Below are 24588 nucleotides of genomic sequence, written 5' to 3' on the forward strand. Positions count from 1 at the left end.
AGCAGGTGCCCGGTTATCGACCGGGCAAACCGGCCCGTCGTTTCGGTGGGGCGGTCCCGGGTAGCGCAACTGGTGCGGGTGGTCGATTCCCGGGCACCCGGGTGGAGGAGACGAGATGACCAGCAACGGAACGAGGTGGGCGCTGCTCGGCGCCACCACCGTGACCGTGGTCGGCGTCGGCCGGGCGGTGGCCCGTCGACGACGCCGGCACCAGCCCGAGCGCCGCGACGGCTGGTACGTGGTGCGGCGCGGGGTGACGATCGACCGGCCGGCGGCGGCGGTCATCGGCTTCTGGACCGACCGGGAGCGGATGGACCGGGCGCTGGCCGGGTGGGCGACCCTGGAGCGGCTCGACGACGACCGGTGGCGCTGCGTGGCGCGGGACCCGGCCGGCGGGGGCACCGAGTGGCGGGCGGAGATCACCGTCGAGGGACCCGGGCGGCTGCGCTGGCGGGTCACCGACGGGCCGGAGCAGGAGGGCACGGTCCACCTGACGCCGGCGCCCCAGGACCGGGGCACGGAGGTCCGCGCCGAGCTGCGGTGGCGCTCCGGGCCGCTGCGCCGGGCGTTCGGACTCCTCGGCGGCGACGACCCGGACCAGGCCCTGCGGGACGCGCTGCGCCGGGTGAAGGCGCTGGTCGAGTGCGGCCAGGTCATCGACACCCGGCGGGACCCGTCCGGGCGCGGCCCGGCCCAGGAGAAGGCGACAGACAAGGTGCGGGAGAGGCTGAGGACGGGAGGGCGGGCATGAGGGCGCTCTGCTGGGAAGGCGTCGGCAAGCTGGCCGTGCGCGACGTGCCGGAGCCGCGGATCCGCGCCGAGGGCGACATCATCGTCAAGGTCGGCGCCAGCAGCGTGTGCGGCTCCGACCTGCACCTGATCAACGGCTTCCTGCCGGCGATGCGGGAGGGCGACGTCCTCGGCCACGAGTTCATGGGCGAGGTCGTGGAGACCGGTCCCGGCGTACGGCGGCTGCGCGTCGGCGACCGCGTCGTGGTCGGCTCGGTGGTGGCCTGCGGCGGCTGCTGGTACTGCCGCACCGAGCAGTACTCGCTCTGCGACAACTCCAACCCGCAGCCGGTCTTCACCGAGAAGCTCTGGGGCCACTCGCCGGCCGGCATCCTCGGTTACTCGCACGCCGCCGGTGGCTACTCCGGCAGCCACGCCGAGTACGTCCGCGTGCCCTTCGGCGACATCGGGGCGTTCCAGGTGCCGGACGGGGTGCCCGACGACTCGGTGGTGTTCGCCTCCGACGCCATGCCCACCGGCTGGATGGCCGCCGACTTCTGCGCGCTGAAGGGCGGCGAGGTGGTCGCGGTCTGGGGCGCCGGCGGGGTCGGCCAGATGGCGGCCCGCTCCGCCCAGCTCCTCGGCGCCGAGCGGGTGATCGTGATCGACCGGCTGCCGGAGCGGCTCGCCACCGCCGCCGACCGGCTCGGCGTGGAGACGGTCAACTACGCCGAGACCGACGTGCTGGAGGCGCTGCGGGAGATGACTGCCGGCCGGGGGCCGGACGCGTGCATCGAGGCCGTCGGCATGGAGTCGCACGACGTCGGGCCGGTGTACGCGTACGACAGGGCGAAGCAGACGGCCCGGCTGCAGACCGACCGCCCCACGTCGGTCCGGCAGGCGATCATGGCCTGCCGCAAGGGCGGCACGGTGAGCATCGTCGGCGTCTACGCCGGCCTGGTGGACAAGTTCCCGCTCGGCGCGGCGATGAACAAGGCGCTGGTGCTGCGGATGGGGCAGATGCACGCCCAGCGCTACATCCCGATGCTGCTGGACCGGATCGCGGCCGGCGAGATCGATCCCGGTTACCTGGCCACCCACCCGATGTCGCTGGAGCAGGGCGCGCGGGGCTACGAGATGTTCGAGAAGAAGGAGGACGGCTGCCTGCGCAGCGTCCTGCACCCGGCCTGAGCCCGTCGCGACCGCACCGCCCCGGGGCCGTCGAGGTCCCCGGGGCGGTGTCGTGTTCAGGCCGTGCGGCGGACGTTGGTGACCAGGAACCCGCTCGGCGGCAGCGCCGGCATCCGGTGCAGGCTCAACGCCAGGTCCTGCGGTGGCACGTCGTACCGCATCGTCGTGGTCAGGTTCGTCACCGCCCGCTTCATCAGCTCGATCGTGATCCACTCCCCGGCGCAGCGGTGACCGGTCAGGTGCTCGCCGCCGCCCTGCGGCACGAGGGCGAACGGGTCGCCCCGCCAACCGGTGAAGCGCTCCGGCCGGAACCGCTCCGGCTCCGGCCAGAGCGCCGGGTGGTGGTTGGTGCCGTACAGGTCGAGCAGCACCCGCCGGCCGCGCGGGAAGTGGTAGCCCTGCCAGTCGAACGAGCGCCGGACCCGGGCGGCGGCCACGGGGAAGAAGGGGTAGTAGCGGCGTACCTCCTGCACGAAGCTCTCGGCGGCCTCGTCGCTCTCCCGGACCCGTTCCCGCCAGGCCGGGTGGTCGTGCAGGGCCAGCGCGGCGAAGACGATGAAGCGGTCGACGGCGACCGTGGGCCGCAGCACGTTGAGCAGCTCGACGGCCGCGATCCGGCGGGGGAGCAGCCGCCTGTGGGCGTCGCGGTGCTCGGCGACCACCCGCAGCGCGCTGCCCTCGGGGGCGGGGAGCGTGCCGGCGCGCTGCCGGTCGACGACCTGACCGATCCAGCGTTCGCCCCGGCGGCGGCCCCACAGGCCACGCCAGTGCTGGGGGCCGAGCGCCGCCGGCCCTTCGATCATCGCGTGCAGCTCGGCGGTACGCCGGTCCACCTCGGAGTTCGCGAGCGGCACGCCGGCCCAGGCGCAGACCGCGCGGGTCAGCATCCGGCCGACCTCGTCGTAGAGCACCACCGGCTTGCCCGACTCCCAGGACGGGACGCGGGCCCGCCACTCGTCGTCGAAGAGCTGCGCGAGCTGCCGGACCGCGGTCGGCGTCATGATCGACATGAACATGGCCTTGCGGTCGGCGTGGTCCGCCCCGTCGAGGCCCTGCACACCGCCGCGGCCGGTGAGGGTGCGCTGCGCCCGCTTCGGCATGGCGCCCGCCCGGACGAAGCGCTCGGTGTCGTAGAAGAGCTCCGCCGCCGCCCGGCCGCGCAGGCAGATGGTGGGCTCCAGCAGCAGCCGGGCCTGGAAGATGTCGGTGCCGTGGCGGTCGCAGCGTCGGCCGACGAAGCGGTAGCCGTCGCGCAGGAACGCCACCGAGCTGTCCGGGCTGCGCTCCGTCGGGATGGTCGCCATCGGGCCTCCTGACCGAAGGTGGCGGCCGTTGCCGGCCGGGTCCTGTCCGTACCTCTGCGTCTACCCGGGCCGGCGTGCCTGAACCCCGCCGCCGGGTCGGCCGCGGCGCGGGGCGGGCGGCGGGTGGTGCCCGGGGGAGGGGCCAGCGGACGACGTGTCTGCTGGCCCCTCCCAGGGGCGCGGCGAGCTGGTTGTCTCGGGAGAGCGGTCCGCGCCGGTCCGCCGCCGGCACGACCGCGGCGGTGGCCGGGACGGAACGCGGGCGGTCCACCGCAGGACGAGGCCGCCCACGATCGCCACGGGGAGGACACATGCGTGACAACAGGCCGGCGTACTGGCGGCAACGGCAGGCGCGGGAGGCGCTCGGCGCGGCCGGGGAGGTCGCCCGCGCCTCGTTGATCGCGCCGCCCCGCCGTTCTGCCCGGCCGGGCCGGTTCTTCACGGTGCACCTCGGCTTCACCGCCGCCGACCTGGCGTCGGCCCGGGAGTTGGCCGTCGGGTACGCGGAGGCGCTGAGTCTGCTGCGGTCCGAGGTGGCCCTGGGCGCGTCGGCGCTGTCGCCGGCCGAGGCGTGGCAGCAGGCCGAGCGGTTGTTCTGCGGCGCGTCCGGCCCGGACGGCGAGCGCTGCGCCGACGTCGCCGGCCATCCCGGCTTCCATCACGCTCCGGGGCCGGGCGGGCTCGGCTGGGGCGACGGCGACTAGCCCGCCATTCGAGATCACCGATGCCGCAGTCGCGCGTGCGGGCGATGGGAAAGATCGACCCGTGCGCGGCTGTCGGATACCCGTCGCGGACGTGAATCCGGGAGCGGGGACATCGCATTTGCCGTCATCGAAGAAATGCCGTGCCAGGAATCCCGCCAGCGGCTCATTTCGAAGCGGCGACAGCTCTGCTGAGGAATTGATCTCAAGATCCGTGTCGGAGCAACCTCTTCGCCAGTCGCCCGTTTTGTGGCTATTTAGCGGTCGAATTCGCAGCGCCGGCGACGCCGAAAGGTCGGCCCCGATCACCAATGCCGGAAGTGCCTCGTTTGTTCACCGAGGCAACCGCGCCAGGTGATCCGGAGGTTGACTCCCCACCAGGCGGAAAACGACCGCTCCTGCGAGTTCGGGGGAATCGCACATGCACGTGATGCTGGCCTGGTTCGCCGACGACAATCCGTCGGAGAGCGCCCGGCGCGCCGCGAGACATCGCTTTGAAACGGCCGTCGCCGACGTGGTGCCCGACAGTTTCGTACGACACGAATTCGGCGCCGACGACTGGGGCGTGACCGTCCTGCACCGCAGCGACCGGGGCGCCTACCGGTGGCCGACCGTCGACACCGTCGGGCCGGTCACCGCCGTGTCGCTCGGGCTGCCCGTGGGGGTCGACGTGACGGGCGGCCCGGCGGCGCTGGCCGGGCGCCTGCTGGTGGGCGAGGAGGTGCACCGCGAGGTGGTGCCACCGTTCGGCCTGCTGGCCCTCGACGCGGCCGGGAACTTCGCCCTGCAACAGGACTGGATCGGCATGTGCCGGGTCTTCACGGGCCGGTCGGCCGGCCTGACGGCCTTCTGCACCCGGCCCAGCCTGCTGGCCGCGTTCCTGCACGGCGACCTGCGGCCCGACCTGGACGGCTGGGCGTCGTACACCCTCTGCGGGCACTTCGGCGGCGACAGCTCCCCGGTGCGGGGCGCCCGACTGCTCCGCCCCGGCGAGCGGGTGACCGGCCGCCGGCGCGACGGCGGCGGGTGGCAGCTCACCACCACCACGAAGTACGCGACCGACGACGTGGTGCGGGACGGGCTGGCGGCGCAGGGGCGACCGGTGACCGAGCTGCTGGACCGCGCCGCCGCCGCCATCACGACCACTGCGGCCAGCATCCACGGCCTCTACGACGAGGACATCACCCTCGGGCTGTCCGGCGGGAAGGACTCCCGGCTCATCGCCGCGTCGCTGATCGCGGCCGGCCGGACCCCCAGGTTCCTGACCAACGAGGACACCCGCGCCGAGGGCGAGGTCGCCCGCGAACTGGTGCGGATCCTGCGCGACAAGCGGGGACTGCACCCCGAGCACACGCTCCGGCTCGCCGGGGCGCGGGCCAACGTGCTCGGGACCGGCCTGTACGAGCGGGCCCGGCGACTGCAACAGCTGACCGACCACCAGTTCCCCTCCAGCTACCTGGTGCGCCCCGCCGGCCCCGGGCGTCTGGTCGACCAGGCCGGCCCGGCGACCTTCACCGGTGCCGCCGGAGAGCTCGCCACCGAATACTGGTATCCCCCGACGGACGACGACGGCGAGCCGTCCCCGCAGGAGACCGCCCTGGCCCGGCTGCTGAACGCCGTGCCGACGGGCGTGGCCGACGCGGCCGTCGGCACCGCGGAGCGGGAGAGGATCCGCGGCCTGCTCGACCACGGCAGCGGGCTCGGCCTGCACGACCTGCGCCTGGTCGACTACATCTACCTGGTGGAGCGGGCCCGCCGCTGGTACACCTCCGCCTACGCGATCGGGATGGTCACCCCGTTCCTCTCGCCCGGCTTCGTCGCCGCCACCTTCGCGTTGACTCCCGGGCAGAAGCGCGAGCGGCTGCTGCACACCGGGCTGATCGCCCGCCTGGTGCCCGAGTGGGCGCAGGTCCCGTTCGTGAGCGTCTCCACCGGCCCGTCCACCGCCACCCGGGTGTGGGAGGGTGACGGCCTCCAGGCGATGGCCGAACTGCTGGACACCGCCCACGGCCCGCTGACCGGTCTCGTCCGGCGGCCCGCCGTGGAGAAGGCGCTCCGCACCGCGGCCCGGGGCGGCCGACCCGACCAGCGGACGCTGCAACAGTTCACCTGGCTGGCGCTCGCCTCCGAGCAGCTCGAACCGGGCACTACCCGGCCCGCCACCGGCGCCGCGTACGCCCGGATCACCGCGCCCCCGCAGCAACGCCAGCCGGCCGGCGGCGCGGTCGCCCGACTGCGCTGGGTCAAACGGACCCGGCTCGGTGGCCGGCTCTGGTCGGCGGTGGCCAAGCGGGTGCGGCCACGGCGACCGAGCCAGTGAGCGGGCCCGCCAGCGTCACCTGGCCCCGCCCCGCCACCTGACCGACCACCGGTACGGGGCCGGGTACGCGGAGCGCCCGGTCCCGTACCGCCGCCGGCCGGGGGAACAGCCGACCCATCGACGACGTCCTATTGCGAAGCCTGTGTGACCACGAGTAGCTTGGCACCGTTGCAGAGCCGAGCCGGCCTCGCACCCGTACGTCGCACTCGTCACGAGCGCGCCGCGCACCGCCATCCGCGTGCGCCTGGGCAGGCGTGCCTGTGCCCCGATCCGTCGGGGCCTCACCCTGAGGTAGGCCATGAAGAGAAGACTTCTCTCCGTCGGCGCCGCGTTGCTCGCCGTCGCCGCGTCCGTCCTGATGTTCGTCAAGCCGGCGGACGCGGCGGTGGGACTGCACGTCGAGGGACGCAACATCGTCGAGGCGAACGGCCAGCCGTTCGTCATGCGAGGCGTCAACCATCCCCACGTCTGGTACACGGGCGAGACCGACTCGTTCGCCGACGTCAAGGCGCTCGGCGCCAACACCGTGCGGGTGGTGCTGGGCAGCGGCAAGCGCTGGGGCCCGTCCACCGACGTCGCCGACGTGATCTCACTGTGCAAGCAGAACCGGCTGATCTGCGTACTGGAGGTCCACGACACCACCGGCTACGGCGAGGAGGGCACCGCCGCGTCGCTCGACGAGGCGGTCGACTACTGGATCAGCCAGAAGAGCGCGCTCGTCGGCCAGGAGAACCACGTCGTCATCAACATCGGCAACGAGCCGATCGGCAACGTCAACGCCGGTCAGTGGACCGCCGCGACCACCGCCGCGATCACGAAGATGCGGGCCAACGGCTTCGAGCACCTGCTCATGGTCGACGGGCCGAACTGGGGCCAGGACTGGCAGTACGTCATGCGGGACAACGCGCAGGCGATCCTGGACGCCGACAGCCGGCACAACACCGTGCTCTCCATCCACATGTACGCGGTGTTCAACACGGCCGCAGCCATCACCGACTACCTGGACCGGTTCGAGGACAACGGCTGGCCGCTGGTCATCGGCGAGTTCGGCTGGCGGTTCAACGCCAACGAGGTCGACCACGAGACGATCCTGGCCGAGTCGCAGGCCCGTGGCCTGGGTTACCTCGGCTGGTCCTGGAGCGGCAACACCGACCCGATCCTGGACATGGCCACCAGCTTCGACCCCACGCGGCTCACCACCTGGGGCGAGCGGATCTTCAACGGCGCCAACGGCATCAGGGCGACCGCCAGGGAGGCCACGATCTTCGGCGGTGGGCCGAGCCCCACCGCGACGGTGACGCCCACGGTCAGCCCGACGGCTCAGCCCACCCCGACGGCTCAGCCCACCCCGACCCCGACCAGCGGCAGCAAGTCCTGCACCGCCGCCTACCGGATCGTGGGCCAGTGGCCGGGCGGCTTCCAGGGGGAGATCCGGATCACCGCCGGGAGCGCGGCGGTCAGCGGCTGGACCGTGACGTGGGCCCTCGCCTCCGGTCAGGCCGTCAACCAGGCCTGGAACGCGACGGTCACCACCAGCGGATCCGCCGTCGCCGCGCGCAACGTGGGCTACAACGGCAGCCTCGGCCCGGGTGCCGACACGGTCATCGGCTTCCTCGGCTCGTGGAGCGGCACCAACCCCGTACCGCCGCTGACCTGCACCGCCACCTGACGGCCGGGCGTGCGGGCCGGGCGCGGTCAGCCCGGCCCGCACGCTCGGGCAGGCAAGCGGTCAGCCCGACTCAGTCCAGGTCGAACTCGCCGTCCTGGGCGCCGGCGACGAAGGCGTCCCACTCGGCCTGGGTGAAGACCAGGACCGGGCCCTCCGGCTCGGCGGAGTTGCGCATGCCGATCAGGTCGTCGACGAAGGCGACCTCGACGGCGCTCTCGGAGGTGTCGCCGTCGGCCCGCTGCCAGACCGCCCGGGAGAGGTCGAAGTCACCCTTGGGGTGCGAAGCCATCGTTCAGTCCTCCAGTGCCAGGGGGTCATGAGGGAAACACGCACGGTTCCCCATCGGGCAGGATAAGCGGATGCCGAGCCTGACCCGTGTAGAGGCGACCGCGCGTGGCGCGGCGATCACCGTCGAGTCCTATCAGGTGGACCTCGACCTGACCGGCGACGGCGAGCGATTCCGCTCCGACGTCACCATCCGCTTCCGGGCGACCCCCGGCGCGGAGACCTTCGTCGAGGTCCAACCCGCGAAACTGCTGGCGGTACGACTCAACGACCGCGACGTCGACCCGGCCGCGCTGGACGGCAACCGGCTGCCGCTGAGCGGGCTGGCCGAGGCCAACACGCTCACCGTCGCCGCCGAGATGGCGTACTCGAACACCGGGGAGGGGATGCACCGCTTCGTCGACCCCGCCGACGGCGAGACCTACCTCTACGCACTGTCCTTCCTGGACAACGCGCAGCGCATCTTCGCCGCCTTCGACCAGCCCGATTTGAAGGCCCCGGTCACCATGTCGGTCACCGCCCCGCCGGAGTGGACCGTCGCGGCCAACGGCCAGCTCGCCGCCACGCCGCGCCCCGGGCGCTGGGAGTTCGCCCCGACGGCGCCGCTGGCCACGTACTTCGTCTCGCTGATCGCCGGCCCCTGGCACGTCCGGCGCGGCGAGCACGACGGCATCCCGCTCGGCGTCTACTGCCGGCGCTCCCTGGCGGCGCACCTGGACGCCGACGCCGAGGAGATCCTCACGGTCACCGGGCAGTGCCTCGACCGGTTCCACCAGCTCTTCGCCGAGCGCTACCCGTTCGGCAAGTACGACCAGGCGTTCGTGCCGGAGTTCAACGCCGGCGCGATGGAGAACCCGGGTCTCGTCACCTTCCGCGACGACTACGTCTTCCGCTCCGCGGTCACCGACACCGAGCGGGAGCAGCGCGCCACCACCATCGCCCACGAGATGGCGCACATGTGGTTCGGCGACCTGGTCACCATGCGCTGGTGGGACGACCTGTGGCTGAACGAGTCCTTCGCGGAGTACCTCGGCACCCGGGTGACCGCCGAGGCGACCCGTTTCGACCAGGCCTGGACGACCTTCGCCCTGCGGCGCAAGGCCTGGGGCTACGCGGCCGACCAACGCCCCTCGACCCACCCCGTGGCGCCCGAGGAGGTCGCCGACGCCGCCGAGGGCCTGCTCAACTTCGACGGCATCTCGTACGCCAAGGGCGCCAGCGTGCTGCGGCAACTGGTCGCCTGGCTCGGCGACGACGCCTTCCTCGCAGGCCTCAACGCCCACTTCGCGAAGCACCGGTTCGGCAACGCCACCCTGACCGACCTGCTCGGCAGCCTCGCCGCAGCCGCCGGGCGGGACCTGTCCGGCTGGGCGGAACGCTGGCTGCGTACGGCGCAGGTCGACACGCTGCGCGCCGAGGTCAGCATCGACTTGGACGGCCGCTACACCCAGGTGGCGATCCGGCAGAGCGCCCCCGACTCGCACCCGGTGCTGCGCCCGCACCGCATCGGCGTCGGCCGGTACGCCGCCGACGGGACGGTCGTCCGGACCGAGGTCGACCTCGACCCGGACGCCGACGGCGGCCGTACGGTGCTGACCGGGCTGGTCGGCGAGCCGGCGGCCCGGCTGCTGCTGCCCAACGACGGCGACCTGACGTTCGCCAAGATCCGGCTCGATCCCGCGTCGGCGGACGCCGTGCCGCTGGTGCTGCCCGGCCTGGCCGACCCGCTGGCCCGGGCACTGCTCTGGGGCGAGGCGCTGGATGCCGCCACCGACGGGGAGCGCCCGGTCGCCGGCCTGGTGGCCCTGATCGCCGCCGCCCTCCCCGCCGAGACCGAGGTGATCATCGCCGAGGACGTGCTCACGCTCAGCCGCTCGCTGGTCGACCGCTACCTCGACCCGCCCGCCCGCGAGGCCGCCCTGGCGCAGGTCGCCGCCGCCTGCCGGAAACTGCTCGACGGCGCCCCGGCGGGCGGCTCGCTCCAGCTCGCGGCGGCCCGGGGCTGGATCGCCGCCAGCACCGACGCGGACCGGCTGGCCGGCTGGCTCGCCGGCCGGGACGTCCCGCCGGGGCTGGCGGTCGACGCCGAGCTGCGCTGGGCGCTGCTGCTGCGGCTGGTGGTGCTCGGCGCGGCCGGCGCGGCGCAGGTCGCCGCCGAGGCCGCGGCCGACCCGAGCGCCGCCGGTGCCGAGCGGGCCGCCCGCTGCCGCGCGGCGCTGCCCGACCCGGCCGCCAAGCGGGCCGCATGGGAGATCGTCGTGTCGAACACCGAGCTGTCGAACCGACTCGTCGAGGCGACCGCGGAGGGGTTCTGGCAGCCGGAGCAGGCCGAGCTGACCGCCGGCTACGTGGCGCGCTACTTCGCCGACATGCCGGCCGCCGCGCGGGCGCGTACGCCCTGGGTGGCCGACCATGTCGCGAGACTGGCCTTCCCCCGGCACGCCGTCGCGCAGCCCACCCGGGAGGCGGCCGCGGCGCTGCTCGCCCGCGACGACGTCACCCCAGGCCTGCGCCGCGTGGTGACCGACGCCGACGACGACCTGCGCCGCGCCCTGGTCGCCCGGACGGCGGTCGCCGCGGCGGCGGCCTGACGCCCGAAGAGGGTGGTCGCCGGCGGCCACCGTGAGCGCGCCGGGGCCGGGTCGCCGGACGGGACGGTCCGGCGACCCCTCGGGGCCGCCGGTTCCGCCCGGCCTAGGATCGCGGGGTGGAGGAAGACATCCGGCGGGTCGGGATCATGGGCGGCACCTTCGACCCGATCCACCACGGGCACCTCGTCGCGGCCAGCGAGGTGGCGGACCGGTTCGGGCTGGACGAGGTGGTCTTCGTCCCCACCGGCCAGCCGTGGCAGAAGGCGGACGAGCCGGTCAGCCCGGCGGAGGACCGCTACCTGATGACGGTCATCGCCACCGCCTCCAACCCCCGCTTCCAGGTCAGCCGGGTGGACATCGACCGGGGCGGGCCCACCTACACCGTCGACACCCTGCGTGACCTGCACGCCGAGTACGGCCCGAAGGTGCAGCTGTTCTTCATCACCGGGGCGGACGCGCTGGAGCGGATCCTCTCCTGGAAGGACCTGGACGAGATCTTCGAACTGGCCCACTTCATCGGGGTGACCCGGCCTGGCTTCGAATTGACCGCCGCGCACCTGCCGGCCGACACGGTGAGCCTGGTGCAGGTCCCGGCCATGGCCATCTCGTCCACGGACTGCCGGGCCCGGGTCGCCCGAGGGGAGCCGGTCTGGTATCTGGTGCCGGACGGTGTGGTGCAGTACATCGCCAAGCGACGCCTCTATCAGACGTGATTCGGCCCGGTATGGGGCGGTTCGGGCGGGTAACGCGCCAGAACTGACGAGTCGGGATTCCACCGGGTGTGAGACGCTTGGAGGATCGCACGGTTGATCGAAGGAGAACGGTGACAATTTCCGAACGCGCCCACGAGTTGGCCATCGCCGCCGCCCAGGCCGCGGCCGACAAGAAGGCGCAGGACATCGTCATCATCGACGTGGGCGACCAGCTCGCCATCACCGACGCGTTCCTGCTCGCCGCGGCTCCCAACGAGCGTCAGGTGCTCGCCATCGTCGATGCCATCGAGGAGCGGCTGCTGGAGCTGCCGGAGAAGGCCAAGCCGATCCGGCGCGAGGGCGAGCGGGGCGGCCGGTGGGTGCTGCTCGACTACGTCGACATCGTGGTGCACGTCCAGCACACCGAGGAGCGCGAGTTCTACGCCCTCGACCGGCTCTGGAAGGACTGCCCGACGATCCCGTTCGTCGACCGCGACCTCGTCGACGCCGAGTCCGGCACCGGCTCCACCACCGCGGAATGACCCGCCTGATCATCTGGCGGCACGGCAACACCGACTGGAACGCCGCCAGCCGGGTCCAGGGGCAGACCGACGTACCGCTCAACGACCTCGGCCGCGAGCAGGCCCGCACCGCGGCGCCCCTGCTGGCCGGGCTGCGGCCCGACGCCATCGTGGCCAGCGACCTGAGCCGCGCGGCGGACACCGCCGGCGCGCTGGCCGCGCTGACCGGGCTGCCGGTGCGCACCGACCCACGGCTGCGGGAGCGGCACTTCGGTTCCTGGCAGGGGCTGGCCCTCACCGAGGCCGCCGAGCGCCATCCCGCCGAGTTCGCCCGCTGGCGGGCCGGCGACCCGGACCCGGGCGCCGGCATCGAGACCCTGGACGACCTCGGCAAGCGGATGGGCGCGGCCCTGTCCGACGCCGCCGACGCCGTGCCCGGCGGCACCGTGGTGGTCGCCACCCACGGCGGCGCGGCCCGGCAGGGCTGCGGCCACCTGCTCGGCTGGGAGCACGCCGTCCTGCGCACCATCGGCTCGCTGCAGAACTGCCACTGGACCGAGCTGCGCCACGACGCCGCCCGGGGCTGGCACCTGCGCGCCCACAACGTCGGCCTGATCACCGTCCCGGCCACCGAGGCCGTCTGACCCGGGCGTTCCCCGACGACATCGGCTAGCGTGCCGGGCATGCCCGTCGCGGTCGTCACCGACTCCACCGCCTATCTCCCGCCCGAGCTGCTGCGCGTGCACCGGCTGACGGTGGTGCCGCTGGCCGTCGTGCTCAACGGCGCCGAAGGGCTGGAGGGGGTGGAGACCACCCCTGCCGACGCCACCCGGGTGCTCGGCGGCCGGCGCGTCTCGGTGAGCACCTCGCGCCCCGCGCCGGAGCAGTTCGCCCAGACGTACCGGGAGCTGTTCGACGCGGGCGCCGACGGGATCGTCTCGGTGCACCTGTCGGCCGAACTCTCCGGCACGGTGGAGGCCGCCCGGCTGGCCGCCGCCGGGTTCGACGACCGGGTCGCCGTGGTCGACAGCCGCTCGACCGGCATGGGCCTCGGCTTCCCCGCCGTCGCCGCCGCCACGGCCGCCGAGCGGGGCGAGGACCTGTCGGCGGTACGCGACGCCGCCGTCGACGCCATCGCCCGTACCAGCATCTGGTTCTACGTCGACACGCTGGAGTTCCTCCGCCGGGGCGGCCGGATCGGCGCCGCCGAGGCGCTGCTCGGCACGGCCCTGTCGGTCAAGCCGATCATGCACATGCCGGACGGCGCGATCGTCCTCAGGGACAAGGTGCGTACGGCCAGCCGGGGCGTGGCGCGGCTGGCCGACCTGGCCGTCGAGGCCGCCGGGGACGCCGACGTCGACCTGGCCGTGCACCACCTCGCCGCGCCGCAGCGGGCGGAGGCGCTGCTGGAGGCGCTGACGGCCCGGCTGGGCGACCGCCTGCACGACTCGTACGTCTCGGAGGCCGGCGCGGTGGTCGCCGCGCACGCCGGGCCCGGCCTGGCCTGCGTCGTCGTGCACCGCCGCCCGCCGGTCAGCGACTAGGGTGTCCTGTCGACCGTGATCGCTGTCGATCACGCGGGGCAGCGCCGACACCCGTCCGGGTGCCATCGTGACCCGATGAAGGACGACCTGCACAGTTACCTGAAGGGCGGCCGTGACGCGCTGCTGTGGAAGCTCGACGGGCTCAGCGAGTACGACGCCCGGCGCCCGCTGACCCCGACCGCGACCAACCTGCTCGGCCTGGTGAAGCACGCGGCGGCCATGGAGATCCTCTACTTCGGCGTCGTGTTCGGCCGGCCGTTCGAGCAGGAGCTGCCGTACGTCGGCGACGGCGCCGAGACCAATGCCGACATGTGGGCGACCGCGGACGAGAGTCGCGAAGAGATCGTCGCGTTGTACCGTCGCGCCAGCTCCCACGCCGACACCACCATCGAAGCCCTCGCGCTCGACGACATCGGCCGGGTGCCGTGGTGGGGCGATGCCGCGGTCACACTGCACCGCGTCCTGGTCCACGTCGTCGCGGAGACACAACGGCACGCCGGCCACGCGGACATCGTGCGCGAGCTGGTCGACGGCGCGGCCGGGCTGCTGCCGAGTAACGACAACCTGCCACCCGCTGACGAGCCGTGGTGGCGGGACCACCGCCAGCGGGTGGAGCAGGCTGCCCTCGACGCCAGCAACCGCTGAGCTGCCGTTCTTCGCCGCCCTAGCACATCACCCGCATGATCAGGCGGTTGTCCACAGGCGGTGCCGTCATCCACAGCCGTGCCCCGGCCGGCCGCGCGCCCCGGGCTCGCGGACCTAGCTTCGCGTCGTGTCAGAAGACGAGGAGACGGTGGTCCGGGAACGACTGCGCCAGCTCGTGGCGGGCTGGCCGTCGAGCGCCGCACCGGCGCACCTCGGCGAGTCCGCCGATCCCCTGGAACGGACCGGCGAACCCGCCGGGCAGTTCGACGACCGTCAGGGGCCGGCCGGGCCGTTCGGCGACCGTAACGGGCCGGCCGGGCTGTCCGGCGATCATCGGAGGCTCGCCGGACTGTCCGTCGACGGTCCGGGCTCGGTCGGGGTGCCGGAGCCGGTCGTGGCGCTGCCGCCCCGCACACCGGCGTTTCCGTCCCGCGCACCGGCGTCGCCGGCCGGCGCGACGGGGCCGCCGGAACCCGACCCGCCGACCCGGGCCGTCGATGCCGGCGTGGCGTCCCGGTTGCCGGGGCCCGGGGCGTTCGACCCCGGCCGGCGGGGAGTGCGGGCGCTGGCCGTCGTCGCCGTGCTGGTGGTGCTCGGGGCCGGCTTCTGGGCCTGGCGGTCCCGGCCGCAGACCGAGCCGGTCCGCCCGGTCGCCACCGCCGAGGCATCCGATGCGACGGTGACCGGCCTCGCGGAACCGGCCGCCACGTCGGCCGGCGAGCTGGTGGTCGCGGTCGCCGGCAAGGTACGCCGTCCCGGGCTGGTCCGGGTGCCGGCCGGCGCGCGGGTCGCCGACGCCGTGGAGGCGGCCGGCGGGGCGCTGCCGGGGGTGGACGTGGCCCTGCTCAACCCCGCCCGCAAGGTCACCGACGGGGAACTGATCCTGGTCGGCGTCGCGGCACCGCCGGGCGCGGCACCCCCGCCCGGGGCAGTTTCCGGCGGTGCGCCGGGGGTGCCCGGCGCGGGCGGCCGGCTCAACCTGAACACCGCGACGCTCGCGCAGCTCGACGCGCTGCCGGGCGTCGGGCCGGTGCTCGCCCAGCGCATCCTCACCCACCGCGACCAGCAGGGTGGCTTCCGCTCGGTCGGCGACCTGCGCCAGGTGGACGGCATCGGCGACGCCCGCTACGAGCAGCTCAAGGACCTGGTGACGGTGTGACGACCGGCGGCGCGCTCGGCCCGTCCGGCACTGGCCCTGGCCTCGGCTCGTCCGGCTCCGGCCCGGCCGGCCCCGCGGCCCCCGGCGTCGACGCCGGGGGCGAGCGGGTCGCGGCGGCCATCGACCTGCGGCTGGCCGGACTGGCGGTGGCCACCTGGCTCGCCGCGCTGGCCGGGCTGCACCTGACCGTCGGCCGGACCCTGCTCCTGGCGGCGGTGGCGGCCGGAGGGTCGGTGCTGGGCGGGCTGCACCTGGCCGGCGTCCTCGGGCGGCCGGCCGCCCCCGTCCGGCGGTACGGCTGGATCGCCGTCGCCGTGCTGCTCGGCGTGGTCTGCGGCGCGACGGCCACCGCCGCGCGGCTGTCCGTCCGCGACTCCGGTCCCGTCCGCGCCCTGGTCGAGGAGCGGGCGGTCGTCACCGCCGAACTGGTCGTCCGCGACGACCCCCGCCCCGTACGCGGCGTCGCCGGGCGCCCGGCCACCCTGCTCGTGCCGGCCGAGCTGACCTGGTTCACCGGCCCGGACGGACGCCGGGTCGCGATGCCAGCCCACGTGCTGGTCCTCGCCACCGATCCCGCCTGGCGGGGGCAGTTGCCCGGTCAGCGGCTGACCGCCGAAGGACGGCTCGCCGCCCCGCGCGGCGGCGACCTGACCGCGGCGGTGCTGAGCGCGGCCGGACCGCCGGTGCCGCACGGGGCCGCCCCGTCGCCGCAGCGCGCCGCCGGATCGTTGCGGGCCGGCCTGCAACGCGCCTGCCTGCCGCTCCCCGACGAGCAGGGCGGGCTGCTGCCCGGCCTGGTGGTCGGCGACACGAGCCGGCTGCCGCCCACCGTCGAGGAGGACTTCCTCGCCACCGGCATGACCCACCTGAACGCGGTCTCCGGCTCCAACGTGGCCATCGTCGTCGGGGCGGTGCTGCTGCTGGCCCGGTGGGCGCGGGCCGGGCCGTGGCTGGCCGCCGGGCTCTGCGGGTTGGCGCTGGTGGGCTTCGTCATCCTGGTCCGTCCCTCACCGAGCGTGGTGCGCGCCGCCACCATGGGCGCCATCGGGCTGGCGGCGTTGGCGGCCGGACGTCCCCGGGCGGCGCTGCCCGCCCTCTCCGCCGGGGTGGCCGTGCTGGTGCTGGTCGACCCGGAGCTGGCCGGCGACGCCGGCTTCGCGCTCTCCGTGCTGGCCACCGGTGGTCTGCTGCTGCTCGCCCCGAGGTGGCGCGACGGGCTCCGTCGGCGCGGGGTGCCGGCCGGGCTCGCCGAGGCGTTGGCCGTGCCGGCGGCCGCGCAGCTCGCCTGCGCCCCGGTGGTGGCCGGGATCTCGGGCACGGTGAGCCTGGTCGCCGTGCCGGCGAACCTGCTGGCGGTGCCGGCGATCGCGCCCGCCACGGTGCTCGGGGTGCTGGCGGCGGCGGTGTCGCCCGTCTGGCCGGCCGGGGCGGAGTTCGTCGCGTGGCTGGCCAGCTGGCCGGCCTGGTGGCTGGTCATGGTGGCGCGGCACGGCGCGCGGCTGCCGGCGGGCACGCTGCCGTGGCCGGGCGGGGTGCCGGGGGCCCTGCTGCTGACCGGGCTGACCGTCGCGCTGCTGGTGGCCACCCGGCACCCGGTCGTCCGCCGGCTGGTGGCGGTGGTCGTCGTCGCCGTCGTGGTCGGCACGCTGCCCGTACGGCTGGCCGCCCCCGGCTGGCCCCCGGCGGGCTGGGTGGTCGCCGCCTGCGCGGTCGGCCAGGGCGACACCGTCGTGCTGCCGGTGGCGGCCGGCCGGGCGGTGGTGGTCGACGCCGGGCCGGACCCGGGGGCGGCGGACGGCTGCCTGCGTCGGCTGGGCGTACGGGAGGTCGCGCTGCTGGTGGTCAGCCACTTCCACGTCGACCACACCGGCGGCGTGGCGGGCGTGTTCCGGGGTCGACCGGTGGGTGCCGTGCTCACCCCGCAGTGGTCCGAGCCCGCCGCCGGGCGGGAACTGGTCCTCGCCGAGGCCGCGGCGCACTCCGTCGACGTGGTGGCGGGCGCGGCCGGGTGGCGGTACCGGGAGGGTGGCGTCGAGTTCACCGTCATCGGCCCGCCCCGCCCGATGCGCGGCACCCGGTCGGATCCCAACAACAACTCGCTGATGCTGCTCGCCACCGTCTCCGGCGTACGGATCCTGCTCGCCGGGGACGCCGAGACCGAGGAGCAGCGGGCGCTGCTGGACGACAGCTCGCCGGGCGGCCTGCGGGCCGAGGTGCTGAAGGTCGCGCACCACGGGTCGGCCTACCAGGACCCGGCCTTCCTGGACGCGGTGCGTCCCCTGGTGGCCCTGGTGCCGGTGGGGACGGGCAACACCTACGGGCACCCCAATCCGGCGGTGCTCGGGCGGCTGGCCCGGGGCGGGGCGCGGGTGCTGCGTACCGACACGGAGGGGGACGTGGCGGCGGTGCTCGGCCGGGCCGGCCTGGGGGTGGCGACACGAGGCACGCCGCCGGGCCGACAACGGTAGGAATCGACGCCGATTATTCGCTTTAGCGGTGTACTGAGGTAAATGTCTGGATTTGCGCTGAGTGCGGGCTCCGCAACCGGAGTGCGGACGAGCAGACTGGATCCGGCCGCCGGCCGTGCGAATATGGGCGGCGTGACCGCCGCCAGCTTCGCTCCTATTCTGCTCGTCCTCGGCGACGAGGAGCTGCTCGCCACGCGCGCGGTCACCGAAGCCGTCGTGAAGGCCTGCAGCGTCGACCCCGACGTGGACGTCCGCGAATACCAGGCCGGCGCCCTCGTCGTCGGCGAGATCGCCGAGATGCTCAGCCCGTCCCTCTTCGGCGGGCGACGGGTGCTGGTGCTGCGCGCCGGCCAGGACGCCCGCAAGGACCTGGTGGCGGCCCTGCTGGCGTACGCGAAGAATCCCGACCCGGACGTGCAGCTGATCGTGCTGCACCTCGGCGGGGCCAAGGGCAAGGCGTTCGCCGACGGGCTGAAGGCGGCCGGGGCGACGGTGGTGCCGGCGGCAAAGCTCAAGGGGCACCGCGACCGGGTGGCCTTCGTCCGGGACGAGATCCGCCGGGCTGGCGGGAAGTGCACCGACGACGCGGCCGAGACGCTCATCGCGGCGGTCGGCAACGACCTGCGCGAGCTGGCCGCCGCCTGCTCCCAGCTGATGGCCGACACCGACGGGCGCATCGGCGCCGACACGGTCGCCCGCTACTACCGGGGGCGGGTCGAGGTGACCGGCTTCACCGTCGCCGACGCCGCCATGGTGGGCGACGTGCCGGCGGCACTGGAGGCGCTGCGCTGGGCGCTGCATGTGGGGGTCGACCCGGTGCCGATCGCCGACGCGATCGCCGACGGCGTCCGCACCGTGGCCCGGGTCGCCGCCGCCGGTCGGGGCGACCCCTTCCAGTTGGCGAGCACCCTCGGCATGCCGGCGTGGAAGATCAGGTCCGCTCAGCAGCGGGCCCGTGGCTGGACGCCCGAAGGGCTGGTCGAGGCGATGCGGGCCGCGGCCGAGTGCAACGCGGCCGTCAAGGGCGGCTCGGACGACCGCGCGTACGCGCTGGAGCGGGCCGTGTTCTCGGTCGCCGCCGCCCGGCAGGGTGGCGCCCGGTGAGCGGAGCACCCCGCGGCTCGTGGGCCACGATCCCCGCCGACGAGGAGCGGTACCGTCCGCTCTACGCGCGCCTGCTCCGGCTGCGCTTCGTCAACCCGGGCGGGGTGCTCTGCTTCCTCTTCTTCGAGGGCGCCGTCGCGCTCGCCGCGCTGCTCGCCCTCGCCGAGCTGGTCACCTGGTGGTCGGTGCTCGTCCTGCCCGCCACGGTGGCCGCGATGGTGAAGCTCAACGACATGGTGGCCGCGATGGTGGTCCGCACCGCCGCCCTCGTGCCCGAGCAGGAACGGGACCGCTTCCGCCAGCAGATGGAGCCGGTGGTCGGGCGGGCCAGGGTCGACTGGGTCGCGCACACCGTGCAGGGCGTCGTCGTCACGGCGTCGCCGGTGCCGCACACCGCGCGGGCCGTACGCGACCGGCAGGTGTACCTGGACGCGCAGTACGGCACGGGGGAGCGCGACGGTGGCCGCGCGGACGCCGAGTTCGGCCCGCAGCGTGCCCACCCCGATTCGCTGGGCTGACGATCCGCCGCCGACCGACCCGACGGCGACTCGCCGACCGACCGACGGCGGCCCGCCGACCGATCCGCGCCCGGCAGGCCGTGGCCCACCCGAGGCCGCCCCGCTCGAGATCTTGGAAGGAAACGGCCCCGGTGAGGGCCTGTTCCCGCCAAGATCTGCTGTGCGAGCCACGGCGAGCCGCGGTGAGCCGCAGCGAACGGCGCCCGGTCACGGCGGACGACGCCAGGCCACGGCGGACGACGCCAGGCCACGGCGGACGACGCCAGGCCACGGCGAACGGCGGCGCGTTCGCAGCGCAGCGCGTGAAAAGCAGACAGCCGGAAGCCCCGGGTCGTGCCCGGGGCTTCCGGTCAGGTCTGAGGTCGCCTCGTCAGGCGGAGAGCGACACCACGCGCCGGGCGATCGCGGACTTGCGGTTCGCGGCCTGGTTCGAGTGGATCACGCCCTTGCTGACCGCCTTGTCCAGCTTGCGCGAGGCGTCCCGCATGAGGATGGTGGCCTTCTCGACGTCACCGGCCTCAGCGGCCTCGTTGAACTTCCGGACGGCGGTCTTCAGCGACGACTTGACCGACTTGTTACGCAGCCGGCGCTTCTCGTTCTGCCGGTTGCGCTTGATCTGGGACTTGATGTTCGCCACGCGACAGCCTCGTCTTGATAGCTCGGGTTGGTCTGCATTCCGCGCGCGACGAGCATGCGTCATCGCTGCGCGAAGAGCCAGGTTACCAGGTCGCCCGGGACGAGCCAAAACGGCTCGGTCCCCGCCCTGGTGGGCGCCGCGCCCCACGGCGAACGGTCAGGTCCAGCCCTGCCGGCGGGCGAGCCAGCCGAGTGACTGCTCGCCGCTCCACCGCTGGTGCGCCGGGAGGTGCGGTGACGCGGTACCGGGCGCCGAGGCGGCGGTGGTGAGGAAGTAGCCGGAGAGGGCGGCGAGGCTGGCGTCCAGCGCGTCGGGAGGCGCGCCCGCCGATGCCGGGTGCCGGGCGAAGAGCGCGTCGGCGTCCAGGCCGTCGGCGTACGCGGTGAGCAGCAGGGTCACCAGGTCGAACCAGGGCGGCCCCTGGCAGAGCCACGTCCAGTCGCAGAACCAGGCCCGCCCCGCCCCGTCGATCAGCACGTTGTCCAGCCGCAGGTCGCCGTGGATCAGGCCGGTGGCGCCGGCGGCGTACGCGGGGAGGCGGGACTCCAGCGCGACCAGCTCGGGCAGGCGGTCCCGGAGCGGCGCGGGCAGCGGCGGTGCCGGCTCCCGGCCGGCGGCCACCTCGCCCCACCAGAGGATGTCGTCGCGGGCCAGGTCGGCGAGGTGGGGCAGCCCGAGTTCGCGCAGTCCGGCCGGCGCACCGGCCAGCGCGGCGGCGACGTCGGCGTACCCGGTCAGGGTCGCGGTCAGCTCGGCGGGGTCCCAGGGCAGTCGGGGTGTGTGCCCGTCGACGGCGTCGAGGCAGAGCGCGAACCAGCCGGCCTCGTACAGGGTCCACCGGGGGCGGGGCGCCGGCAGCCCGGCCGGGAGCCGGTCGAGGATCGCGGCCTCCCGGGCGTACCAGTCGACCAGTCGCGGTTGCTCGGCGGTGGCCGCGGCCTTGACGAAGGCCCGGTCCCCGGCGGCGGTGCGGAGCACGGCGGCGAAGCCGCGGGTGAAGCCGGCGCCGGCGACCGGGGCCGCGACCACGGGCGCGCCGAGGCGGTCGCCGATGGCGGTACGCAGCGCCGCCGGCAGCGTCGCCCACTCCGGCCGGCGGGCGGTCGCGTGGTACGGCACGGGCGGCGGGGACGTCGGGGTCACGCCACCATGCTGCCTGGCGGGGCATCGGCCCGCACCGCCACTGCGCCCGGCGCCCGCGACCCGCCGTGCCTCCCTTGGCGGGGCGGGAGCGGCGCGAGGTCTGCCAGACTGCCAGGCCATGAGGACCGACGACTTCTGGCAGTTGATCGACCGGGCCCGGGCCGGCGGCGGGGGAGAGCCGCACGCGGTCGCCGCGCGGGCCGTCGCCCTGCTCGCCGAGCGCGACCCGGAGGACATCGTCGGGTACGCCCGCCACCAGGCGCGGGTGCTGTCCGCCTCGCACAAGGTCGACCTCTGGGGTGCCGCCTACCTGATCAACGGTGGTGTGTCCGACGAGGGCTTCCACCACTTCCGGGGCTGGCTGATGACCCAGGGTCGCGAGGTGTTCGCACGTGCCGTCGCCGACCCGGACTCGCTGGCCGGGCTGTCCCAGGTCAGGGCGGCCTCGCTCAGCGGTGAGGAGTTCTCGGCCGCCGAGATGCTGGCGGCGCCGTGGGACGCGTACCGCCGGGTCACCGCCACCGAGCTGCCGGCGGCCCCGGAGCCGGCGCCGGTGCCCGACCTCAACGACTTCTGGGACTTCGACGACGAGGAGGAGGCGAAGCGGCGGCTGCCCAAGCTCGCCGCCCTCTTCGTCGAGCCCCCCGCCGAGTGACCCCGCTCGCCCCTCCGCCGCTCGCCCCTTCGCCGCTCGGCGCGGCGCGGGAGGCGACGCCGGGTGAGGGGGCGGTGCTCGCGACGCCGGGCGAGGCGGCGCTCGCGGGGCGGTCCCGGCGGCGGGGATCGCCCGCGCAGCGGACGCGCGGCGGCGACGTGGGAGCATAGAGGGAGCCGGCGTCGTGCCGGCCTGCTCACGTCAGCCGACCAGAACGGACCGCTGTGCCACCGACGCTCGATTCCGGCGCGAACGCTCCTGGTGCCACCGACCCGGCGCGCATCCGGAACTTCTGCATCATCGCCCACATCGACCACGGGAAGTCGACCCTGGCCGACCGGATGTTGCAGCTCACCGGCGTGGTCGACCCCCGGCAGATGCGTGCGCAGTACCTCGACCGGATGGACATCGAGCGCGAGCGCGGCATCACGATCAAGAGCCAGGCCGTCCGGATGCCCTGGACCATCCGGGAGGGCGACCGGGCCGGCGAGACCGCCGTGCTCAACATGATCGACACCCCGGGCCACGTCGACTTCACCTACGAGGTGTCCCGGTCGCTGGCCGCCTGCGAGGGCGCGATCCTGCTGGTCGACGCCGCGCAGGGCATCGAGGCGCAGACCCTGGCGAACCTCTACCTGGCGCTCGAGAACGACCTGCACGTCATCCCGGTGCTCAACAAGATCGACCTGCCGGCCGCCCAGCCGGAGAAGTACGCCGAGGAGCTGGCGCACCTGATCGGCGGCGACCCGGCGGACTGCATCAAGGTGTCCGGCAAGACCGGCGAGGGCGTGCCGTACCTGCTCGACGAGATCGTCCGGCAGTTCAAGCCCCCGGTCGGCGACGCGGAGGCACCCGCCCGCGCCATGATCTTCGACTCGGTCTACGACGTCTACCGGGGCGTGGTCACCTACGTCCGGGTCATCGACGGGCGGATCAGCGCCCGCGACCGGATCAAGATGATGTCGACCGCCGCCGTGCACGAGCTGCTGGAGATCGGCGTCATCTCGCCCGAGATGGTGAAGGGCGACGCGCTCGGCGTCGGCGAGGTGGGTTACCTGATCACCGGCGTGAAGGACGTCCGCCAGTCCCGGGTCGGTGACACGATCACCATCAACTCCCGGCCGGCGAAGGAGGCCCTCGGCGGCTACAAGGACCCGAAGCCGATGGTCTACTCGGGCCTCTACCCGATCGACGGCTCCGACTATCCCAACCTGCGCGAGGCGCTGGACAAGCTCAAGCTCAACGACGCCGCGCTCGACTACGAGCCGGAGACGTCCGGCGCGCTCGGCTTCGGCTTCCGGTGCGGCTTCCTCGGCCTGCTGCACCTGGAGATCATCCGGGAACGGCTGGAGCGCGAGTACAACCTCGACCTCATCTCCACCGCCCCGAACGTGGTCTACCGGGCCATCACGGAGGACGGCGAGGAGATCGTCGTGACGAACCCGAGCGAGTACCCCACGGGCAAGATCGCCGAGGTGTACGAGCCGGTCGTGCGCGCCACGGTGCTCACCCCGAACGACTACGTCGGCGCGGTGATGGAGCTCTGCCAGGGCCGCCGGGGCAGCCTGCTCGGCATGGACTACCTCTCCGCCGACCGGGTGGAACTGCGCTACACGCTGCCCCTCGCGGAGATCATCTTCGACTTCTTCGACCAGTTGAAGAGCCGTACCAAGGGCTACGCCTCGCTGGACTACGAGCCCTCCACCGAACAGGCGTCCGACCTGGTGAAGGTCGACATCCTGCTGCACGGTGAGCCGGTGGACGCGTTCAGCGCGATCGTGCACAAGGACAAGGCGTACAACTACGGCGTCACGATCGCGGCGAAGCTGCGCAACCTGATCCCGCGCCAGCAGTTCGAGGTGCCGATCCAGGCGGCGATCGGCAGCCGGGTGATCGCCCGGGAGACCATCCGGGCGATCCGCAAGGACGTGCTCGCCAAGTGCTACGGCGGTGACATCAGCCGCAAGCGCAAGCTGCTGGAGAAGCAGAAGGAGGGCAAGAAGCGGATGAAGATGGTGGGCCGGGTGGAGGTCCCCCAGGAGGCCTTCATCGCCGCGCTCTCCTCCGACTCCGGCGACGGGAAGGCCCCCGGCAAGAAGTGACCTGCCGCCGGTGCGTCCGGCGGATGACGACGTACGACGGCCGGCGCCCCGGCCGGGCTGCGGACCCTCGGTGGTCCCGCCCGACCCGGGGCGCCGGCCGTTCGCGTCGGAGGAATTTTTCGGCCCCGTGGCCCCCGGGCTCCGCCCGCCGGGCAGAAGGGCGCCACCTGCGCGAATGATCGCGCGGGTGCGGTCACCGCCGGTGCGCCATTGATGTACGACGTCGTCTTCGTCGGTCGAACCGGTTTGGGTTTTCTGCGGGTCGGGAACTTAGCGGTCACGACAGGAACACCACAGACAGTGGAACTGATTCTTTTTGAAGGAGGAGGGCGACGTGGAGCTCACCGTTTGGGGCATCGTCACTGCGCTCATCGTTGGTCTTATCATCGGCGCTCTGGGTCGCCTGCTCGTGCCGGGCCGCCAGAACATGCCGATGTGGCTGCACATGCTGATCGGTGTCGGCGCCGCGCTGCTGGGCACCGTGCTGGCCCGGGCGATGGGTATCGCCACGGAGACCGCCGGTGTCGACTGGGGCGAGCTGCTGGTCCAGGTGGTGCTGGCTGCGATCGCCGTGGCGCTGGTCGCCGGTGTGGGTCGTCGCCGCAGCGTC

At 74.1% G+C, this 24588-nt stretch carries 22 protein-coding genes; 18 read left to right on the forward strand and 4 right to left on the reverse strand.

What is annotated here, in order from left to right:
• The first annotated feature begins 115 nt into the window (after positions 1–115).
• Both ABZ573_RS26815 and ABZ573_RS26820 read left to right on the forward strand, forming a co-directional pair.
• Positions 116–751 (forward strand): cyclase, encoded by a 636-nt coding sequence (locus tag ABZ573_RS26815; RefSeq protein WP_132240437.1) that lies wholly within the window; start codon positions 116–118, stop codon positions 749–751.
• Complete coding sequence (locus ABZ573_RS26820; RefSeq protein ID WP_358121771.1) at positions 748–1920, forward strand: zinc-dependent alcohol dehydrogenase; 1173 nt, start codon at positions 748–750, stop codon at positions 1918–1920. Before ABZ573_RS26815 ends, ABZ573_RS26820 begins: the two co-directional genes overlap by 4 nt.
• A gap of 56 nt (positions 1921–1976) precedes the next feature.
• On the opposite strand, the gene ABZ573_RS26825 is transcribed toward ABZ573_RS26820, so the two are convergent.
• Entirely contained in the window at positions 1977–3224 is a 1248-nt protein-coding gene (locus ABZ573_RS26825) for a cytochrome P450 (RefSeq protein ID WP_358121774.1), read from the reverse strand.
• A 311-nt stretch (positions 3225–3535) separates the two neighbouring features.
• Between ABZ573_RS26825 and ABZ573_RS26830 the strand changes: the two genes are divergently transcribed.
• From ABZ573_RS26830 to ABZ573_RS26840, 3 genes are all read left to right on the forward strand, one after another.
• On the forward strand, positions 3536–3928 hold the full coding sequence (locus ABZ573_RS26830; protein WP_151452792.1) for a hypothetical protein: 393 nt from the start codon (positions 3536–3538) through the stop codon (positions 3926–3928).
• Positions 3929–4346: 418 nt separating this feature from the next.
• Positions 4347–6245, forward strand: coding sequence for a hypothetical protein (locus tag ABZ573_RS26835; protein ID WP_358121776.1), 1899 nt, complete (start codon positions 4347–4349; stop codon positions 6243–6245).
• Positions 6246–6543: 298 nt separating this feature from the next.
• Positions 6544–7914 carry a cellulase family glycosylhydrolase gene (locus ABZ573_RS26840; RefSeq protein ID WP_358121778.1) on the forward strand — a complete coding sequence of 457 codons (1371 nt, stop codon included), beginning with the start codon at positions 6544–6546 and terminating at the stop codon, positions 7912–7914.
• A 70-nt stretch (positions 7915–7984) separates the two neighbouring features.
• On the opposite strand, the gene ABZ573_RS26845 is transcribed toward ABZ573_RS26840, so the two are convergent.
• A complete protein-coding gene (locus ABZ573_RS26845; protein WP_358121780.1) occupies positions 7985–8203 on the reverse strand; it encodes a DUF397 domain-containing protein in 219 nt (72 codons plus the stop codon).
• 70 nt (positions 8204–8273) lie between these two features.
• Here ABZ573_RS26845 and pepN point away from each other — a divergent pair, with 70 nt between their 5' ends.
• From pepN to ABZ573_RS26895, 10 genes are all read left to right on the forward strand, one after another.
• Positions 8274–10790, forward strand: a complete 2517-nt coding sequence (gene pepN / locus ABZ573_RS26850) for an aminopeptidase N (RefSeq protein WP_358121782.1) — start codon at positions 8274–8276, stop codon at positions 10788–10790.
• A gap of 116 nt (positions 10791–10906) precedes the next feature.
• Entirely contained in the window at positions 10907–11503 is a 597-nt protein-coding gene (gene nadD / locus ABZ573_RS26855; protein WP_151452797.1) for a nicotinate-nucleotide adenylyltransferase, read from the forward strand.
• Between the two features lie 110 nt (positions 11504–11613).
• Positions 11614–12024, forward strand: coding sequence for a ribosome silencing factor (rsfS, locus tag ABZ573_RS26860; RefSeq protein ID WP_132240430.1), 411 nt, complete (start codon positions 11614–11616; stop codon positions 12022–12024).
• Positions 12021–12647 carry a histidine phosphatase family protein gene (locus ABZ573_RS26865; protein ID WP_151452798.1) on the forward strand — a complete coding sequence of 209 codons (627 nt, stop codon included), beginning with the start codon at positions 12021–12023 and terminating at the stop codon, positions 12645–12647. The genes rsfS and ABZ573_RS26865 overlap by 4 nt, the downstream gene beginning before the upstream one ends.
• A 39-nt stretch (positions 12648–12686) precedes the next feature.
• Positions 12687–13547: a DegV family protein gene (locus tag ABZ573_RS26870; RefSeq protein WP_151452799.1), complete on the forward strand. Its 861-nt coding sequence runs from the start codon at positions 12687–12689 to the stop codon at positions 13545–13547.
• A gap of 75 nt (positions 13548–13622) precedes the next feature.
• Positions 13623–14192, forward strand: a complete 570-nt coding sequence (locus tag ABZ573_RS26875) for a DinB family protein (RefSeq protein ID WP_327029330.1) — start codon at positions 13623–13625, stop codon at positions 14190–14192.
• A gap of 379 nt (positions 14193–14571) precedes the next feature.
• Positions 14572–15351: a helix-hairpin-helix domain-containing protein gene (locus tag ABZ573_RS26880; protein WP_327031283.1), complete on the forward strand. Its 780-nt coding sequence runs from the start codon at positions 14572–14574 to the stop codon at positions 15349–15351.
• Positions 15348–17819 carry a ComEC/Rec2 family competence protein gene (locus ABZ573_RS26885; RefSeq protein WP_358121786.1) on the forward strand — a complete coding sequence of 824 codons (2472 nt, stop codon included), beginning with the start codon at positions 15348–15350 and terminating at the stop codon, positions 17817–17819. The genes ABZ573_RS26880 and ABZ573_RS26885 overlap by 4 nt, the downstream gene beginning before the upstream one ends.
• A 123-nt stretch (positions 17820–17942) precedes the next feature.
• Positions 17943–18923: a DNA polymerase III subunit delta gene (holA, locus tag ABZ573_RS26890; RefSeq protein WP_358121789.1), complete on the forward strand. Its 981-nt coding sequence runs from the start codon at positions 17943–17945 to the stop codon at positions 18921–18923.
• Positions 18920–19441, forward strand: a complete 522-nt coding sequence (locus ABZ573_RS26895) for a hypothetical protein (protein WP_225851941.1) — start codon at positions 18920–18922, stop codon at positions 19439–19441. The genes holA and ABZ573_RS26895 overlap by 4 nt, the downstream gene beginning before the upstream one ends.
• 370 nt (positions 19442–19811) lie before the next feature.
• On the opposite strand, the gene rpsT is transcribed toward ABZ573_RS26895, so the two are convergent.
• Positions 19812–20078, reverse strand: a complete 267-nt coding sequence (gene rpsT / locus ABZ573_RS26900; protein WP_132240425.1) for a 30S ribosomal protein S20 — start codon at positions 20076–20078, stop codon at positions 19812–19814.
• 156 nt (positions 20079–20234) lie between these two features.
• Entirely contained in the window at positions 20235–21221 is a 987-nt protein-coding gene (locus ABZ573_RS26905; RefSeq protein WP_358121791.1) for a phosphotransferase, read from the reverse strand.
• Between the two features lie 118 nt (positions 21222–21339).
• Between ABZ573_RS26905 and ABZ573_RS26910 the strand changes: the two genes are divergently transcribed.
• The 3 genes from ABZ573_RS26910 to ABZ573_RS26920 form a co-directional block, all read left to right on the forward strand.
• Positions 21340–21876, forward strand: coding sequence for a DUF4240 domain-containing protein (locus ABZ573_RS26910; protein ID WP_358121793.1), 537 nt, complete (start codon positions 21340–21342; stop codon positions 21874–21876).
• A 224-nt stretch (positions 21877–22100) separates the two neighbouring features.
• The gene (gene lepA, locus ABZ573_RS26915; protein ID WP_151452804.1) at positions 22101–23978 is read left to right on the forward strand and encodes a translation elongation factor 4; all 1878 of its coding nucleotides are present in this window, start codon (positions 22101–22103) and stop codon (positions 23976–23978) included.
• A gap of 334 nt (positions 23979–24312) precedes the next feature.
• On the forward strand, positions 24313–24588 hold a 276-nt coding region (locus ABZ573_RS26920; protein ID WP_358121795.1), incomplete at its 3' end, for a GlsB/YeaQ/YmgE family stress response membrane protein.

Source organism: Micromonospora sp. NPDC007220 (assembly GCF_040634035.1).
Lineage (GTDB): Bacteria > Actinomycetota > Actinomycetes > Mycobacteriales > Micromonosporaceae > Micromonospora > Micromonospora reichwaldensis.